Origin of the sequence: Bacteroides faecis (genome assembly GCF_020091505.1) — a bacterium.
In the GTDB taxonomy this organism is placed as follows: Bacteria; Bacteroidota; Bacteroidia; order Bacteroidales; family Bacteroidaceae; genus Bacteroides; species Bacteroides faecis.
On the sequence record NZ_CP081916.1, the window covers coordinates 1,138,741 to 1,155,301 of the forward strand.

Annotated in this window: 10 protein-coding genes and 3 pseudogenes; 8 read left to right on the forward strand and 5 right to left on the reverse strand. The window is 43.9% G+C overall.

Annotated features, from left to right (window positions below; all coding sequences use genetic code 11):
• Window positions 1-30 precede the first annotated feature (30 nt).
• From K6V30_RS04835 to K6V30_RS04860, 7 genes and pseudogenes are all read left to right on the forward strand, one after another.
• A pseudogene (locus tag K6V30_RS04835) lies at window positions 31-3,112 on the forward strand (SusC/RagA family TonB-linked outer membrane protein).
• Between the two features lie 15 nt (window positions 3,113-3,127).
• Entirely contained in the window at window positions 3,128-4,366 is a 1,239-nt protein-coding gene (locus tag K6V30_RS04840; protein WP_055269481.1) for a RagB/SusD family nutrient uptake outer membrane protein, read from the forward strand.
• Window positions 4,367-4,423: 57 nt separating this feature from the next.
• Window positions 4,424-4,618, forward strand: a complete 195-nt coding sequence (locus K6V30_RS04845) for a hypothetical protein (protein WP_055269482.1) — start codon at window positions 4,424-4,426, stop codon at window positions 4,616-4,618.
• A 36-nt stretch (window positions 4,619-4,654) separates the two neighbouring features.
• Entirely contained in the window at window positions 4,655-5,416 is a 762-nt protein-coding gene (locus K6V30_RS04850) for a substrate import-associated zinc metallohydrolase lipoprotein (RefSeq protein WP_162533372.1), read from the forward strand.
• 135 nt (window positions 5,417-5,551) lie between these two features.
• Window positions 5,552-6,116: pseudogene (locus tag K6V30_RS25460) on the forward strand (DUF4302 domain-containing protein); the annotation flags it as partial.
• Window positions 6,117-6,158: 42 nt separating this feature from the next.
• Complete coding sequence (locus K6V30_RS25465; RefSeq protein WP_473087761.1) at window positions 6,159-6,683, forward strand: hypothetical protein; 525 nt, start codon at window positions 6,159-6,161, stop codon at window positions 6,681-6,683.
• A gap of 26 nt (window positions 6,684-6,709) precedes the next feature.
• The gene (locus tag K6V30_RS04860) at window positions 6,710-7,627 is read left to right on the forward strand and encodes a BACON domain-containing protein (protein ID WP_081030822.1); all 918 of its coding nucleotides are present in this window, start codon (window positions 6,710-6,712) and stop codon (window positions 7,625-7,627) included.
• A 343-nt stretch (window positions 7,628-7,970) separates the two neighbouring features.
• On the opposite strand, the gene K6V30_RS04865 is transcribed toward K6V30_RS04860, so the two are convergent.
• From K6V30_RS04865 to K6V30_RS04880, 4 genes are all read right to left on the reverse strand, one after another.
• Complete coding sequence (locus tag K6V30_RS04865) at window positions 7,971-9,137, reverse strand: hypothetical protein (protein WP_055269487.1); 1,167 nt, start codon at window positions 9,135-9,137, stop codon at window positions 7,971-7,973.
• Window positions 9,138-9,368: 231 nt separating this feature from the next.
• Entirely contained in the window at window positions 9,369-10,349 is a 981-nt protein-coding gene (gene queG, locus K6V30_RS04870; RefSeq protein WP_055269488.1) for a tRNA epoxyqueuosine(34) reductase QueG, read from the reverse strand.
• A 30-nt stretch (window positions 10,350-10,379) separates the two neighbouring features.
• On the reverse strand, window positions 10,380-10,994 hold the full coding sequence (locus K6V30_RS04875; protein ID WP_010535692.1) for a polysaccharide deacetylase family protein: 615 nt from the start codon (window positions 10,992-10,994) through the stop codon (window positions 10,380-10,382).
• A gap of 160 nt (window positions 10,995-11,154) precedes the next feature.
• Window positions 11,155-14,529 carry a protein O-mannosyl-transferase family gene (locus tag K6V30_RS04880; protein WP_055269489.1) on the reverse strand — a complete coding sequence of 1,125 codons (3,375 nt, stop codon included), beginning with the start codon at window positions 14,527-14,529 and terminating at the stop codon, window positions 11,155-11,157.
• Window positions 14,530-15,122: 593 nt separating this feature from the next.
• On the opposite strand from K6V30_RS04880, the pseudogene K6V30_RS04885 reads away from it, so the two are divergent.
• Window positions 15,123-15,566 (forward strand): annotated as a pseudogene (locus tag K6V30_RS04885) (PD-(D/E)XK nuclease family transposase); the annotation flags it as partial.
• A 151-nt stretch (window positions 15,567-15,717) separates the two neighbouring features.
• Here K6V30_RS04885 and K6V30_RS04890 read toward each other — a convergent pair.
• Window positions 15,718-16,509 carry a metal ABC transporter ATP-binding protein gene (locus K6V30_RS04890; RefSeq protein ID WP_055269490.1) on the reverse strand — a complete coding sequence of 264 codons (792 nt, stop codon included), beginning with the start codon at window positions 16,507-16,509 and terminating at the stop codon, window positions 15,718-15,720.
• Between the last annotated feature and the right edge of the window lie 52 nt (window positions 16,510-16,561).

Here is a 16,561-nt window from a genome sequence, read left to right on the forward strand (position 1 = left end):
TGCAGAACTCTGCAAATCAGTTATATTGGTATGCGGACTCAGGAGGTTGCTATTAAATCTACTCCTTTGCGAGTGATATTGAAACCGGATGCAGAAGTTTTGCAGGAAGTTGTTGTAACAGGTATGCAGAAGATGGACAAACGTCTCTTTACAGGAGCAGCGGATCAGTTAGCGGCAGCTAATGTTAAGATCGACGGAATGCCAGAAATTAGCCGTGCATTGGAAGGACGCTCTGCCGGTGTGTCTGTGCAGAATGTATCACGGTACGTTCGGTACTGCTCCGAAGATTCGCGTTCGTGGAGCTACTTCCATTTACGGTAGCTCAAAGCCGTTGTGGGTCGTAGGTGGGGTCATCATGGAAGATGTGACGGAAATCAGTGCTGATGCATTATCTTCCGGTAATGCCGAAACTTTGATATCCTCTGCTGTTGCGGGATTGAACTCTGATGATATTGAGAGCTGTCAGATTCTGAAAGATGGTTCGGCAACCTCTATCTATGGTACGCGTGCCATGGCTGGTGTGATTGTAGTAACCACTAAAAAAGGTAAAGCGGGAACAAGTCGTATTAACTATACCGGTGAATTTACGATGCGTATGGAGCCTAAATACAATGACTTCAACATTATGAATTCTCAGGAACAAATGGGTGTTTATAAAGAGATGGAGGCCAATGGCTATCTGACTCTTGCTGGTACTTTCCGGGCAGCCAACAGTGGTGTATATGGGAAAATGTATCACTTAATTAATGATTATAACCCAGTTACAGGTGGCTATGGATTGCTCAATACGGAAGAAGCACGCAATGCTTACCTACGTGAAGCCGAATACCGTAATACGGACTGGTTTGACGAACTGTTCAATACGAATGTAATGCAGAATCATGCAGTCAGCCTGTCTACAGGTACAGAAAAGGCATCGTATTATGCTTCACTTAGCTTTATGAATGATCCGGGGTGGACCAGGCAAAGTTCTGTGCAGCGTTATACGGCAAATGTGAACGCATTCTATCATTTGAGTAAAAAGTTTGAATTGAATCTGATTGGGAATGCGGCTTATCGTAAACAGAAAGCGCCTGGAACATTAGGATCGGGCATTGATGTGGTTAGCGGTGAGGTGAAACGTGATTTTGATATCAATCCTTATTCATATGCATTGAATACTTCCCGTACGCTTGAATATTATGTCAGAAACTACGCTCCGTTTAATATCACGAATGAGTTGGTGAACAATTATATGGACTTGAATGTGCTTGACAGTAAGTTTCAGGCAGAACTGAAATACCGACCGATTTCAAAGGTGGAATTAGCTGTTTTGGGAGCTTATAAGTATTCTACAACTACTCAGTCGCACTATATCAAGGATTACTCCAATCAGGCATGGGCGTACCGTGCAATGGATGATGCGACGATGCGTGACGCTAATCCGTGGCTTTATACAGACCCGGATAAAGCAAACTCGTTACCGGTAAGCGTACTTCCCGTAGGAGGGTTCTTTAAAGAAACCAAATACTCTATGAATAGCTGGGACTTCCGTGCCACGGGTAGTTACAATGATGTATACAATGAAGATCATATTTTCAACTTCTTCGGAGGTATGGAAGCAAACTCTGTTGACCGCTCGGAAACGTGGTATAATGGAGCCGGTATGCAGTACGATATGGGTATGCTGACGGCTTATGACTATCTTTTCTTTAAACAGGGAAGTGAAGAGAATGCCCAATATTATACAGTGAAGTCTACCTCTACACGTTCGGTTGCTTTCTTTGGTACAGCTACTTACTCCTACCAGAGACGATATATGCTAAGCCGTACGGTGCGTTATGAGGGAACCAATAAACTGGGTAGATCGACCAGCGCCCGTTGGTTGCCGACATGGAATATCTCCGGTGCGTGGAATGCCCATGAAGAAAAATTCTGGCAGACTTTGGAGCCTACGCTTTCTAACTTTACATTGAAGGCTTCTTATTTGCTGACAGCCGATCGTGGTCCGGCTGACGTGTCAAACTCACTTGTTATCATTCAGAGTTATAACCCGTGGCGTCCTTTCACGAATGTGAAGGAGAGCGGACTTCTTCTTAAAGATGTAGAAAATAGTGCTCTGACTTACGAGAAGAAGCATGAGTTGAATATCGGAGCTGAAATCGGATTTATAGACAACCGTATTAACTTCGCAATCGACTGGTACAAACGTGACAACTATGATTTGATCGGATTGGTTAATTCTGCCGGTACAGGTGTCAAGATAACCAAGTTTGCTAATGTAGCAAGCATGAAGAGTCATGGTGTGGAATTGACGTTGTCTACTAAGAACATCAGAACGAAAGATTTCAGTTGGAACACCGACTTCATCTTCTCGCATGCGAAGAATGAAGTGACCGACCTTCAGTCCAATGCCCGGGTGATTGAAATGATTACAGGTACTGGATTTACGATGGCAGGCTATCCGGTTCGTTCTTTGTTCTCCATTGATTTTCAGGGATTGAACGAGTACGGTTTACCCACTTTCATCAACGAAAACGGTGAGTTGACCGTCAGTGGCCTCAACTTCCAGAAAACGATGAAGAAAGCTCACCTGGTTTACGAAGAACCTACAGATCCTACTATTACGGGTAGCTTCGATAACACCTTCCGTTATAAAGGTTTTAATCTGAATTTGTCCATCACTTATTCATTTGGTAATGTGGTTCGTCTCGATCCGGTATTTAAGAACACATATACGGACTTGACATCTATGCCTCGTGAATTTAAGAATCGTTGGACATTGCCGGGTGACGAGCAACATACCAGTATTCCGGTGATTGCAGATAAGCGGTTGAACCAACAGGATTCTCAGCTTAACTATGCTTACAATGCCTACAATTATTCAACAGCACGTGTTGCGAAGGGTGACTTTATCCGTATGAAAGAGATATCATTCGGATATGATTTTCCGAAAAAGTGGATAGAGCCATGGAAGTTGAATAACCTTTCGTTGAAATTGCAGGCTACCAATCTTTTCCTGATTTATGCGGATAAAAAACTGAACGCTCAGGACCCTGAATTCTTTAACGCCGGTGGTGTGGCAGCCCCTGTGTCTAAGCAGTTTACTTTAACATTACGTGTCGGACTTTAAAGCAATTAGAAAATTATGAAGAAAATAAATCTATTATATACCGCCGTTATAGGAGTGACAATCGCACTTTCTTCCTGCAACGATTTTCTGGATAAAATGCCGGATAGTCGTACAGAGGTGAATAATGAGAAAAAGATTACTGCGATACTGGTGTCAGCTTATCCGCAGACCTATCCCATCATGTCTTATGAGCTTGCTTCGGACAATACGATGGACAATGGCTCCAACTATGATCCTTACTGGAAGTCAATTACCCAGATGTATCGTTGGGAAGATGTGAATGAAATAGATGATGACGATCCTAAGGGTATCTGGGAGGGATGTTATAGCGCTATTGCTTCTGCGAACATTGCCTTGCAGGCCATTGAAGAGTTGGGAAGTCCTGCCAGCCTGGATGCGCAAAGGGGCGAAGCGCTGGTTTGCCGTGCTTTTTGCCATTTTGTATTGGCTAATACCTTCTGTATGCCTTATAATCCGCAGACTGCAAAAACAGATGTAGGAGTTCCATATGTATTTGTATCGGAAACGAAACCTATGGAATTACCAGATCGTGGTACGATGGCCGAACTTTATGCAAATATTGAAAAAGACCTTGTAGAAGCGCTGCCGCTTATCAATGAAGATATTTATACTGTACCTAAATATCATTTCAACCGGAAAGCCGCTTATGCTTTCGCAACCCGTTTTTATCTGTTCTATACACATGCTGATAAGTCCAATTACACGAAAGCCATAAACTGTGCCAATGTAGTGCTTGGAGAAGGTGATCCTGCCAACTTACTGCTTAGTCCGATTCTGTCAGTATGGGGTTATGCACACGGACCTTATTCAGGACGTAACAGACGCTATGGTAATGCGAATACGCTTTTTGCTAGAGAAGGGCCACAGGCTGCCGGGTCATGGGGTACCTATTCTAATTTGTGTACGGTAGGAAAACTGTTCGGATTGTCTCAGAAGTCGTTTGTGCCGAAGATGAATGCTTATTTCGAATACGGTGATAAGGCAGCCGGTATCGGGTCTCTTCACTTGGTAGTTCCAATGTTTACCACAGACGAAATATCGCTTTGCCGTGCTAAGGCTTATATCTTAAATGGAAATCTGGATGCCGGAGTGCGAGATATCAATTACTGGCTGAAAAACCACACCGTGACGTATCAGGCGAAAAGTCGTACTGATCTGGTTGACTTCTATTCCAAAATAGCTTATATGCCTACTGTTCCTGAGAATATGGGCCAGCGTACAATTAAGAAGTAACTGAATCCTGTAGGTATCAGTGTTGAAGATGGCGATCAGGAGAATCTGATACAATGTGTGCTGCATTTACGTCGTGTTGAGACTGTGCACGAAGGATTGCGTTGGCTTGACATCAAGCGCTATGGTATTGAGATTTCGCACAACCGCGATGGTGAAACGCCGGATGTTCTGACTAAAGATGACCTGCGTCGTGCATGGCAACTTCCGCAGGATGTAATTTCTGCCGGTGTTCCGGGAAATCCGCGTAAGTAATACGAACTATTAACGAAATTAAAAAAGAGCATGAATATGAATAAGATATATTATTTAGTAATAGCTGTCGCAGCTCTCGTTTCGTTCGTTTCCTGCAACAACGATACAGATCTCGATCACAAAAGTATTTTCCCCGATGGCGTGGATAAGACTACGCAGAATGAGTTTGACCTGTGGGTAGATGCATATAATGAACTGATGGGACGGGATTTTTTGCGTCAATATTCTCCTCGTATGATTCAGCTGATCGGTTCGGCAGAGTACAAGGAAGACAGTTCTGAGGTGTTGGGTACTGCCGAAGGTGGTATGAAGATTTTCCTTAACAAGGTGAATTTGCTTGATCTTAAGAAACCTGATATGTCTGTTATCAGATTCTATTATATTAAGACCATGTATCATGAGTTTGGTCATATCCTCCAGCAAACCAAGAATTATTCGACGGATCTCAATACGATTTCTACCGATTATCAGGGTCCTAGCAGGGTGAATGTAGGCGATTATGAGAATGGTCGTGATACGGAAGCGCTCGAAATGGGTTTCATCAGCGCCTATGCTTCTTCGGAACCGGGTGAGGACTTTGTTGAGATACTATCTTTCTATGTCGTTTATGGTAAAGAATATTGGGAAAGAATGCTGACTCTTGTCGGTGAAGACGGTGCGGAGAAGATGCTTCGGAAATATGCTTTGATCAAAAACTATTTGAAAACGAAGTGGGAGATTGATATTGAGAAACTGGAGCAGATTGTTCAACGACGTATGGAAGAAGTGCCGGATTTGGAATTGACTGCACTGGATTAAGCAACGTAATTAATAAGAAACATTATGAGAAAACAGAAGATATATACTATGATTGGTTTGCTGACACTTTTACTATTGGGTGCCTGCTCGCTGCATGAAGAAGAGAACTTTTTCAATGACTCTTCAGCTAATCGTATGAGTGAAGCGTTGAAAAGTTATAAGGAGATACTTGTTGCACCGGAGAACGGCTGGCTTATGCAATACTATCCGGGCAATAATCAGGCTTTTGGAGGATACAACCTGCTGGTTTCATTCGATGAAAACGGAAGTGCGACCATAGCCGATGAACTTACTGATGCTGATAAGTCTGTAACGAGTCTCTATACGTTGAAACAGAGTGCAGGCCCTGCGCTTACATTCGATAGTTATAATGCATCTGCTCAGTGAACCTGTTGGTGGCTTGGGAGGTGATTTTGAGTTTACTATCATGAGTGCTGCTCCGGATAAAGTGGTGATGAGCGGAACAAAAACGCGGAATATGATTACGCTTACCCCGATGCCAAAAGAGCGGACATGGACTAGTTATTTGGAAGGTGTTCTTGCAAATCAGGACGCTATTTTTCTGGGAACGTTCAAATTAATGGTGAACGGAAAAGAAGTCGGGTCGGTTGTGCAAGATTATAATGTGTTTACTCTTACTTATAATGGTGCAGACGAGCGTGACCCTAAGGTGGAAATTCCTTTTTTATATACTGATGAAGGTATTAAATTGTATGAACCGATAATTATAAACGGAGTAGCGATGTCTGCTTTTAAGTCTGATGTTGCAAGCGTTTCATTTGTTTGTGCGGATGCAGGTGTAGACGCCAAACTCGAAGCTTTTTATCCTGGAGGCTATCGTTTCTACGATCAACTGGTTGGTATCTATAAAATGGGAACTAAGACGGTTACGGTGACTGCAAATGCTGATAGAAATACTTATACACTTACCGGCTTTTATAGTCTTTCCAGAGTTCAGGCGGAATATGCGCGTTCAATAGGTACGCTTTCCATCAAAGCTCAATCTGTAGGTATGGCGTATGGTTACTATGCACAGTTGTGTGCATGGAATACTTCTAGTGGAAATTTGAACTGGATGGAAGGATTCGGCATGATGGGCGTAAATAGTACAGACGATCCATTGACTATTTCTTTCGTCGATAATGGTGTATGGGGGGAATCTGATTCATTCATTGTATATGCTTTCAGTGGGCTGCCGCCTGTAAATGGAAATGCTGTTGGATCAATCGAAAGAATAATTGGACCAGTATTGGTAAAACAAGATTAGTGGAAACATGAAAAAGTAAGTAAATTATGAAGAAATTATATAGTTTATTCCTCCTGTTAATGGGCCTTCTTTGCTTAACTTCGTGTGGCGATGACGACTATACGTATACTGCACCCGAAACATTGAATGTAACGAAAGCCGATTTATATTTCACATCAAGTGGTGGCACAGGAATCATTGAGATAAAAAGCAATAATGGGTTACAGGCAACATCATCTGTCGATTGGTGCACAGTCAGTGTGTCTGGTGGTGTAATCGCTGCCAAAGTTGCAGAAAATACTTCAATAGAGAGCCGTGCGGGTACAATAACTGTGAGTGACGGTGTCTTGACTTCTTTGGTAGCTGTTTATCAGGAAGGACTTGCCTGTACTATTGATACATCAACCTTGAAAATCGTTAATGACAATGGTGTGAATTCATCATATATTACTATAGATAGTTCATCGTCTTATGCCATTAACATTCCGTCCTATGCTACTTCCTGGCTAAGCTGTATAGACGAAGCAGGAAAGGTGACTTTCAATCTTACGGCTAATGAAACGGAAGTGCCCCGTGCGGCCAATGTTATCATAACAAGCGGCGAAAGAAAGGTTACCCTGACAATTGCTCAATATGAATTTGCAGGAACATGGACGGCTGATTTTCTGAACTCTAAAGGAGTTTCTACTACCGAGCAAGTAGAAATTGCAGACCTTGGCAATAATAAATTTGAGCTTAAGTTTAAAGCGCCTTATGCTAATGCACCAAATCCTGTATTCCAATGTACATACGCTAACGGAACTTATAAAATAGCGAATGGAACTGCAATGGGACAATATGCTGTTTATTATCTCTTTGGTATTTTCTCCTCTGAGGATGGCTATTTTTCCTGGGATACTAGTTATACTTACTCCAGTTCTTTTGATGTGGCAGAAGATTGCATTATCTCTTCCGTTTGGAGATGATGGTAGTTGGTCTGGTAAAGTGACTATAGGTATGGGAGTGGTTGCTTTTACTTCTGCTACTCCTTCTGGTTTAACGGCTGCTGCTTATTATGCAGTTTATGACAACTTGGTTTTGTGTAAATGACACCTTAACGACGTTCCGATATAAGTATGTATTATAATTCTGAAACAAGAAATACGACTTATACGGAGTGAGACTTTCCATAAATTCGACTCTTAAAGAGACAGGGGCAAAGTGATTTACTCCTGTCTCTGTTTTTATATTATATAGTTAAACTTATAATTATACGTATAAGTATGGTCTTGCATGCATGGCTTAAAACGTTTATTGTAGCAATATTTTCTATAGTGGTATACCTCCTATATCTAAGACTTTATTTTCCTCTTCTATTTTTATTAATGTATAATAACTTGGATATTTGGCAATTTGTATGCCATTTGAATTTAGTATGGAAATGGTTCCATCTTGGTTTATGTAATATGCGGAATTCAAAAAAGTTCTGGAATCCTCGTCATCGATTTGAAAGTAATTATTGTTTTCTAATGGCATTATTTGAATGCTTTGTCCTGATACAAGAATATTGTAGAGTTTGGAAACCGGTAAGGCTATGCTATCATCTGTCCCAGAATTAACAAAAGGATCGCCTTTGACTAGTTTGAGAGTAACGTTAATTCTATATGTTACTATTGGAATAATATAAAAACCTCCACTACAGACAGGTTTTGTCCACTCTGTTTTATAAGTTACAATATGAAAAGTACCCTTATCAACTTCTAATACACCTTTTGTGAAGATAGCTGAAGAAGGATCTATATGGAAATACATTTTGTCATCTTTGATGATGTAGAAAACGGTGCTTTCTGTTGTTTCTTCTTGGCCTTCTGCAGGATTGGAAATTACCAATTTGTCATTTGAATACTTTATTTTATCAGCCCTCTCCAGTTCGCTTTTCATAATTACAAAATCAGACCTTTTCGCATTATAAAAAATATCTGAATACTGATTTCTGTCAAAGTACTGTTCCGTTTGCTCCTCTTCACCTGTTTCGAATCTGATAGGCATTCCAGTAGCATTGTGGTAATATGGTAGGAGAAGGGGAGGATATAATATTTTGTTTTCACCAGTAACATAAATGTCTAATATATAATTCAGAGTTTGCTCTGTTGGCGGAGTAGATTCTGCAGGTAAGGGAAAGGCGATGGTACCTGTTCCTTTATTACTGTTCCCGCTTCCACCAAGCTCACCACCTGAAGTACCTCCAAATAGAAGTGCATAGGCATCACTAGGGAGGTAAATCAGAATAAATCGTCCTGTAGCATTATCGAAATGAATGTGATATAGAATGTCTCTAGAGTTAGAAGTACTGCCTGAATTTGCAACTAGTGCTTTATCGGCTATTTCATTTTCTAATTTTGAGTTTCCTCCTAATGAGGACAAAGATGAATCCTGTTCACAACTCCATATTATAAATACAGAGCATAGAGTTAATAAAAATGTTTTTGTTTTCATGATGTTATGATTTAAATTTAAGAAAAGATTATTACCTTAAATATAATCATAATTATCGGGAATGTATATTTGTTTCGTATGTTTTATGACATGTAATTTGGACGTATATTTAGAGGTAACAATAAAAATATCAGCTGTTAACTTTACTAAAGTATTATTCTTGATAAAGTATATTATATTAATAATCTCTTGATGAGGTTTTGAAATAATACTGGCATCTAAGAGATCAAATTAATTTGTGCTATTGTTGCGTGTGGATTTTGAATGAATCGCCTGAATATTACGCATCAGTCCATTATACTTGGCTCTTTTCACCGCACTACCCTTGAAAACGTTTTTATATTGCTCTTCGCTCAGCGAATGCCAGTCGTCCTTTCTCATACTCAACAAAGAAGGGGACGGTTGAAATTCCGCCGTCCTGCAAGGACGGGCGAAGCGATTCCAGGGACAAGCTTTCAGACACTCGTCACAGCCATATATCTTATTCCCCATTTTTTTGCCCGTTTCGGGCTTTAAATCCCCGCGGTATTCGATGGTAAGATACGAAAGACATCTTTCGGAATTGAGTCTGAAAGGTCCTTCTAATGCTTTTGTCGGGCAAGCATCCAGACAACGTGTACACGAGCCGCATTGGTTGCGCTGTGGAGAGTCATAGCTGTCAGCTTCCAGATCAATGATAATTTCTCCCAAAAAGAAGAAGGAACCGGAGCGGGGGATGATGAGCTGGGTATTCTTTCCTATCCAGCCTAAGCCGGAGCGCCATGCCCAATAACGTTCCAGTATAGGAGCTGTATCGCAGAATATACGACCTTGAACCGGTGGTGTGGTAATCTCAGCTTCGGAGGATGAAACTTCTTTCTGTATAAACTCGAAAAGTTCCTTCAGTTTAACCTTCATGACATCGTGATAATCTTTTCCATATGCGTACCATGCTATCTGATACTCGCCTTCGGGAATCTTCGTTGCCGGATAATAATTAAGCGCAACGCTGATAACCGTACGTGCCCCTTCCACCAACAAGCGCGGATCGAGCCGTTTATCCTCATAATTCTGCATATACGCCATCTCTGCCTGGCAGCCGTCCGCCAGCCATTGGCGGAAGGCGGTAGCCACAGTTTCATCCACAGCTTCGGCAGGCGCCAGTCCACAGGCGGAAAAGCCGAGACGTAGTGCTTCGGCTTTAATTCGGTCTGAGGAGAGGAGCTTTTTCATAATGGATATGAACGAAAACCTTATCGGTAATTAAAATACTTTGAACGTATACCCTTCCGCTTTCAGAAACTCGATGGCACGGGGGAGGGCATATTGCAGGTTCCCGTTGTTCCATGATTTCAAGGAGTCGTGGAAAGTGATGATAGAGCCGTTGCGTACGTAACGTTTTACGTTGTTCAGTACCTGTTCCGGGCGCATTCGCTTACTGTAATCACGGGTTACGAGATCCCACATGATGATACGGTAATGGTGGCGAAGGGTGTAATATTGCCGGAATCCCATGTGCCCGTGTGGTGGACGGAACAGGTCTGAGTGGATCATTTCGTCTACTTTTCTGGTGTTTGCCAGATAATCCGGATTCGAGTATTCAAAGCCGCGGATGTGGTTGAAGGTATGGTTGCCGATGCGGTGTCCGTGTTCTACCACCATCCGGTATTCGTCCGGGTGTTTGCGGATATTGTCACCTACCATAAAGAAAGTAGCTTTAATATCGTGTTTCTTCAGTAGCTCCAGTACCCAAGGGGTAACTTCCGGTATAGGGCCGTCGTCAAAAGTCAGGTAGACTGCCCGTTCGTTCGGGTCCATCCGGAAGATGGCTTGTGGATACAGCGCTCGGAAGAACCAAGGTGGTTGTTCTATAAACATGCTGTTGATAGATAGTTAATTATAAATATGTTGAGAACTTTTTAAACACGGATGACGCGGATAACGCGGACTTTTTCTGATGTAGAATCCGTGTTATCCGCGTCATTCGCGATTAAGAGATGGGCATAGACTTCTGATACATGCTTATCCTCAACGTTAGTTATTTCCCTTTCATTCTCGCAACGTACTCGCTGTATAGCTGGTCGAGTTGTTCCGAGTAATGTTTTGCCAGATCTTCTGATTTGTATTTCTCCATCAGGCGTACTTCCGCGTCGAGCAATCCTGCGTTGTACATGAAGTTTTCGCTGGCGATGGAAAGCTGATAATCAGTCAGGCTGAGATACCAGACCATGTATTCGAGAGACTTGTTGGCAAGCTCGTCGATGATTTTGTTCGCTTTCTCGTTTTGTCCTAGCTGGTAGTAGGCTTCCGCCATTTGGAAAGCGCCGTTTGCCCAGTCGTATGGTACGTTGTATGACGGAATCATCTTCTCGGCGTAGTCGAGGGCGGCGAGTGCCTTGTCCTTCTTGCCTTCCTTGATGAGTTGTCCTACAAGTTGTGTGAAGATGCGGCGGTGTGTGTAGCACATACGCATCACGTTTTCGTCGATATAGATGCCCGGTTTCTCGATGCCGCCAAACTTGAACTTGTTCATCAGGTTGTCGTACATCTTTTCGCTGTTGATCTTGCTGTTCAGCTTATCCGTATCGAACGGAGTGAAGCGGTATGCCAGTCCTTCCTGCATGAAGTGGTTGTCCATGCCGAGATGGTTTTCGCTGCCTACGGTGATGGCCATGTAGATAGGACGTTCCCAGTTGGCATTGGCAAGCATTTCGAGCATCATCAGTTCGCTCTTGTAGAGGGCGCGTTTCGGGCTGCCGTTGGCGTCTCTCAGCAAGATAGTCATGTATTCGGGGATGGAGTCGCCCAATGCTTCCGGTATTTTCATGCCGGAACGGCGGACAGCTTCCTTGTCGATCTTCATTACGATGCTGTCAGTAGGGATGACACGCAATCCTTCCTTATCCGAGCGTACCCAGTATTTGAGGATATTCTTCAGTTCGTACGGGTTTTCTCCGAACTGTTCTTTCAGTTCGTTCATTACTTCCGGATTTCCGTTTTCGAGCGCGCTGTCTGCTTGCGCATACATTTGGTCGATGTTCTTTTTTACTTCCGGACGGATGGGGATGTATTCGTTCTGTCCCTCCACGTATTCCACACGATCCCAAGTGATCGGGAGCGAAGGAGAGTCGTAGGCCGGACGTTTCATCTGGTCGATGTACCAGTCGGTCTGCAAGTAACTGAGGTTACAGGTACGTGCGTCGGTACGGAAACCTTCTGTTTCCTGATTGTACCACAACGGGAAAGTATCGTTGTCACCGTTGGTGAAGATGATCGGATTCCCTTCTTCCTGCAATGTCATCAGGTAGTTCTGACCGAAGTCACGGGCTACGAAGCGACCGCTGCGGTCGTGATCGTCCCACGTTTGTCCTGCCATTTGAATGGGAACAAGCAGGCAGAGTACTGATGCGAGTGCGGCAGCCGGAACCTCTTTCATCTTGCAGTAATCCTGCAGCAGACGGATGATACCCGCGACTCCCATACCGACCCAGATGGCGAAGGCATAGAACGAGCCAGCATATGCGTAGTCACGTTCGCGCGGCTGTGCAGGTGTCTGGTTGAGGTAGAGCACGATGGCGATGCCTGTCATAAAGAACAGGAAGAATACGACCCAGAACTGCTGGATACCCCGTTGGCTGTGGTAGGCTTGCCAGAAGAGTCCGATCAAGCCGAGCAGCAGAGGCAGGCAGTAGAATACGTTGTGTCCTTTGTTGTTTTTGAGATCCTGCGGAAGCAGTTCCTGATTGCCCACCAGCAGGTTGTCGATAAACGGGATTCCGGTGATCCAGTTGCCGTGTTCTATTTCTCCGCTGCTCTGGATATCGTTTTGTCGTCCGGCAAAGTTCCACATGAAGTAGCGCCAGTACATGAAGTTGAGCTGGTAGGAGAAGAAGAATTTGATGTTTTCCCATTGGTTTGGTACGTTGACCATTACCATTTCACCGCATTGGTCGTAGGGTACGTCATGCCCTTTGATGTCTACCCACTGCTTGTAGAGGGAAGAGTGTGCCGAGCTGTACATACGTGGGAAAAGCATATTCTGAGCGTATTCGTATTCGATACGTCCCGGAAGTTCGATGTATGAGTCTTTTTCGTCCGGTGAAGTCTTTTCTTTGCGGACGTATTTGCTTCCCGTCTGTGATTGGCGGGGAACGCAGTATCCGTCTTTCACGTCAAGCGCTACCTTCGAAGAGAAAGCGGGACCGTAGAAAAGGGGACGGGTTCCGTATTGTTCACGGCCCAGATATTCGCCCAGCGTGAAGATATCTTCTGGAGAGTTCTGGTCCATCGGAGTATTGGCGGTAGAACGGATCACGATCAGTGCATAAGAAGAGTAACCGATCACGATCATCATCGTACACAGCAGTGCTGTATTCATGGTACGGGCAGAAATGCGCCATTTCTCTTTGATCTTTTCCTGTACCTGCGGTGCAAGGTAAATGCCTAATAAGGCGATAACTACAATACCGATCAGAATACTGCTCACTCCATGACCGTAGAACGGAATACCCAGCAGGGCAATGGTCAGGATGAAGGAGATCGCCATACGGAGTCTGCTCTTTTCGGTGTAGCTTTCGTACACACTCCAGATAAGGATTGCGGCAAGCAGAATGATATATACCACTACGCCTGAGTTGAACGACATACCCAGTCCGTTGACGAATAGCAGTTCGAACCAGCCGCCCACTTTTACGATACCCGGCACGATGCCATAAAGCACGGCAGCAACGAGTACACCCGATCCGAGGAGGGCGAGCAAGGAGCCTTTAGCGGTGGCGTTCGGCGTTTTCTTGTAGTAGTAAACCAGTACGATTGCCGGCAGGCAGAGGAGGTTTAGCAGGTGGACACCGATACTCAATCCGGTCAGATATGCGATCAGAATCAGCCAACGGTCGCTGTGGGGCTGATTGGCTACGTCTTCCCATTTCAGAATCAGCCAGAATACAACGGCTGTGAACAGGGAGGAGAAAGCATATACTTCGCCTTCTACGGCAGAGAACCAGAAGGTATCGCTGAATGTATAGACCAATGCGCCGACCAGTCCGCTACCCATCACTGTGATAAGCTGGCCTGTCGTGATATTGTTTTCGTCGGTGATCACCAGTTTGCGAACCAGGTGGGTGATGCTCCAGAAAAGGAACAGGATACAGGCGCCGCTCATGAGGGCACTCATGTAGTTTACCATCTTCGCTACGGTAGTTACATCGGAGGCGAATTGAGAAAAGAGATTCGCTACCAACATAAAGAAGGGTGCGCCGGGCGGGTGTCCTACTTCCAGTTTATAACCGGTAGTTATAAACTCGGGACAATCCCAAAAACTGGCAGTAGGTTCTATCGTCAGGCAGTAGACCGTTGCCGCAATAATGAAGGTAATCCAACCTACAAGGTTGTTTATAGTTCTGTACTGTTTCATTAGCACTATCGTCGATTTTTCGTTAAAAACAGATTACGTGGGCGCAAAGATAGTGATTTGTAAGGATAATGAGGCAGAAAGTAAGAAATATTAAGTAACAGAAAGGTGATTTACTTTATCTTATGTCCTTTTAGTGAAATTGGAGAATCAACAAGAGGGTGTCCTGCCCTATGGGGTATTAAGGGTGACATCCTCTTTGGGAGGTGGGTCGGCAGGGCAACTTTCACAAGCCATCCTGCAGTCTGATGCCTCCATATTTAGTCTGGTTCGGATTATAGAATTGTTCTTTTGATGAAGTGATATTCTTCATTTCTGTACAAATTTGGCTCCAACTAGCATCAGGAATGGCTGTTTGTTGGTGATATCGTTCCAACGTGCAGGACATATAGATACAGCGTACAGCATGTATAGATCCAATATGCAGGCCATATATAGCCTGTATATTGGATGTTATACTTCTCTCGGTGACTTATTGTGCATTCATTCCTGATTTGTTTTGATCTTTTTCTTAGCATTATCAGAAAAATCGTAGCTTTGCAATAACTTAAAAAAGAGACTGATATGGAACAACAGGACAGATATATACGTTTTGATTGGGCAGTGAAAGTAATCAGCAGACCATTGATGATAAGTTCAACCGTGTGGACATCAAAGCCAGAAATAGTAAAGATGAAATAATCATTGTAGAGATTCAGAATACCCGTGAGTTATATTATCTGGAACGCATCCTTTACGGAGTGGCGAAAGTGATTATGGAACATATTTCTTTGGGTGAACGCTACTACGAGGTGAAAAAGATTTATTCTATAAGTATCCTCTACTTCGATATCGGCAAAGGGGGCGATTATTTGTATCATGGTCAGAATAACTTTACGGGAGTACACACCGGAGATCGGCTCGAAATAACCACTAAAGAAAAGGATGCCCTCGTCCGTAAACTTCCCGCAGAAGTTTTTCCGGAGTATTTCCTGATTCATGTGAATGAATTCAATAAAGTAGCCGTTACTCCACTGGAAGAATGGATTGAGTACCTGAAGAAATTCAGAGATTGTAAGAAGTCATTATTTTATATGATATTGTTTCGTCCCATTTCTTTTCTGTTTGGAAGGAAGTGGGACGAAATGTTTGTATATGTTCCCTTTTCAATATAGTACAGTAGTTCCTGGACGTACATTTTACAGTGAACGTTTAGTGATGATGGTGATGTTCACCGAGAACGCGGTGTGGCAACGTGCCGTGTCCTAACAGTTCGATGGGGCAGTTGAAGTTCTTTTCCAGCCATTCTGTAGAGACGCCCGTATCGGGGTGGTAGTCCAGTGTTTCGTTGACGCAGGCGATGGACTTTACTTGTTGCAGTACGGTGCCGATGTCATGGCTGACGAGGATGATGGCGCATTCCTTGTTTATTTCAGCCAACAGTTCGTAGAGGCGTGCTTCAAAACGTTTGTCGATGTACGTGCTGGGTTCGTCGAGAATCAGTACCGAAGGATCGGAGATAATGGCGCGTCCGAGCAGTGCACGCTGTAGTTGTCCGCCGCTAAGTTGGCCGATGGAACGGTGCTCGAGTCCTTCGAGTCCCATGCGGACGATGATTTGTTTGCCTTTCTCCTTCTGTTCGGGAGTGAAGCGGGAAGTCAGTGATTTCTGGATACTTAGTCCGGAGAGAATCACTTCCTCCACCGAAATCGGAAACTTCCGGTCGATGGTGCTGTACTGTGGCAGATAGCCGAGGGAAGTCTGAGCACCGGAAGTGACGGTTTGGGGCGTGCCGGATGGTTCTGTAGGAGTGTGGAAGATGATTTCTCCGGCAGTCGGTTTCAGCAGACCGAGGATGCACTTGATCAGTGTCGTCTTGCCGCCTCCGTTCGGACCGATGATGCCCAGAAAGTCCCGTTCGTAAACGTTCAGGTTTACGTCGTGGAGTACAGTACGACCGTCGTATCCGGCAGCAAGGTTCTTTATTTCGATAATCGGTTTCATATTTGGAGAGTTACTTCGTTTATGTATGATTCGGTCGTTCATTCTATAGAGT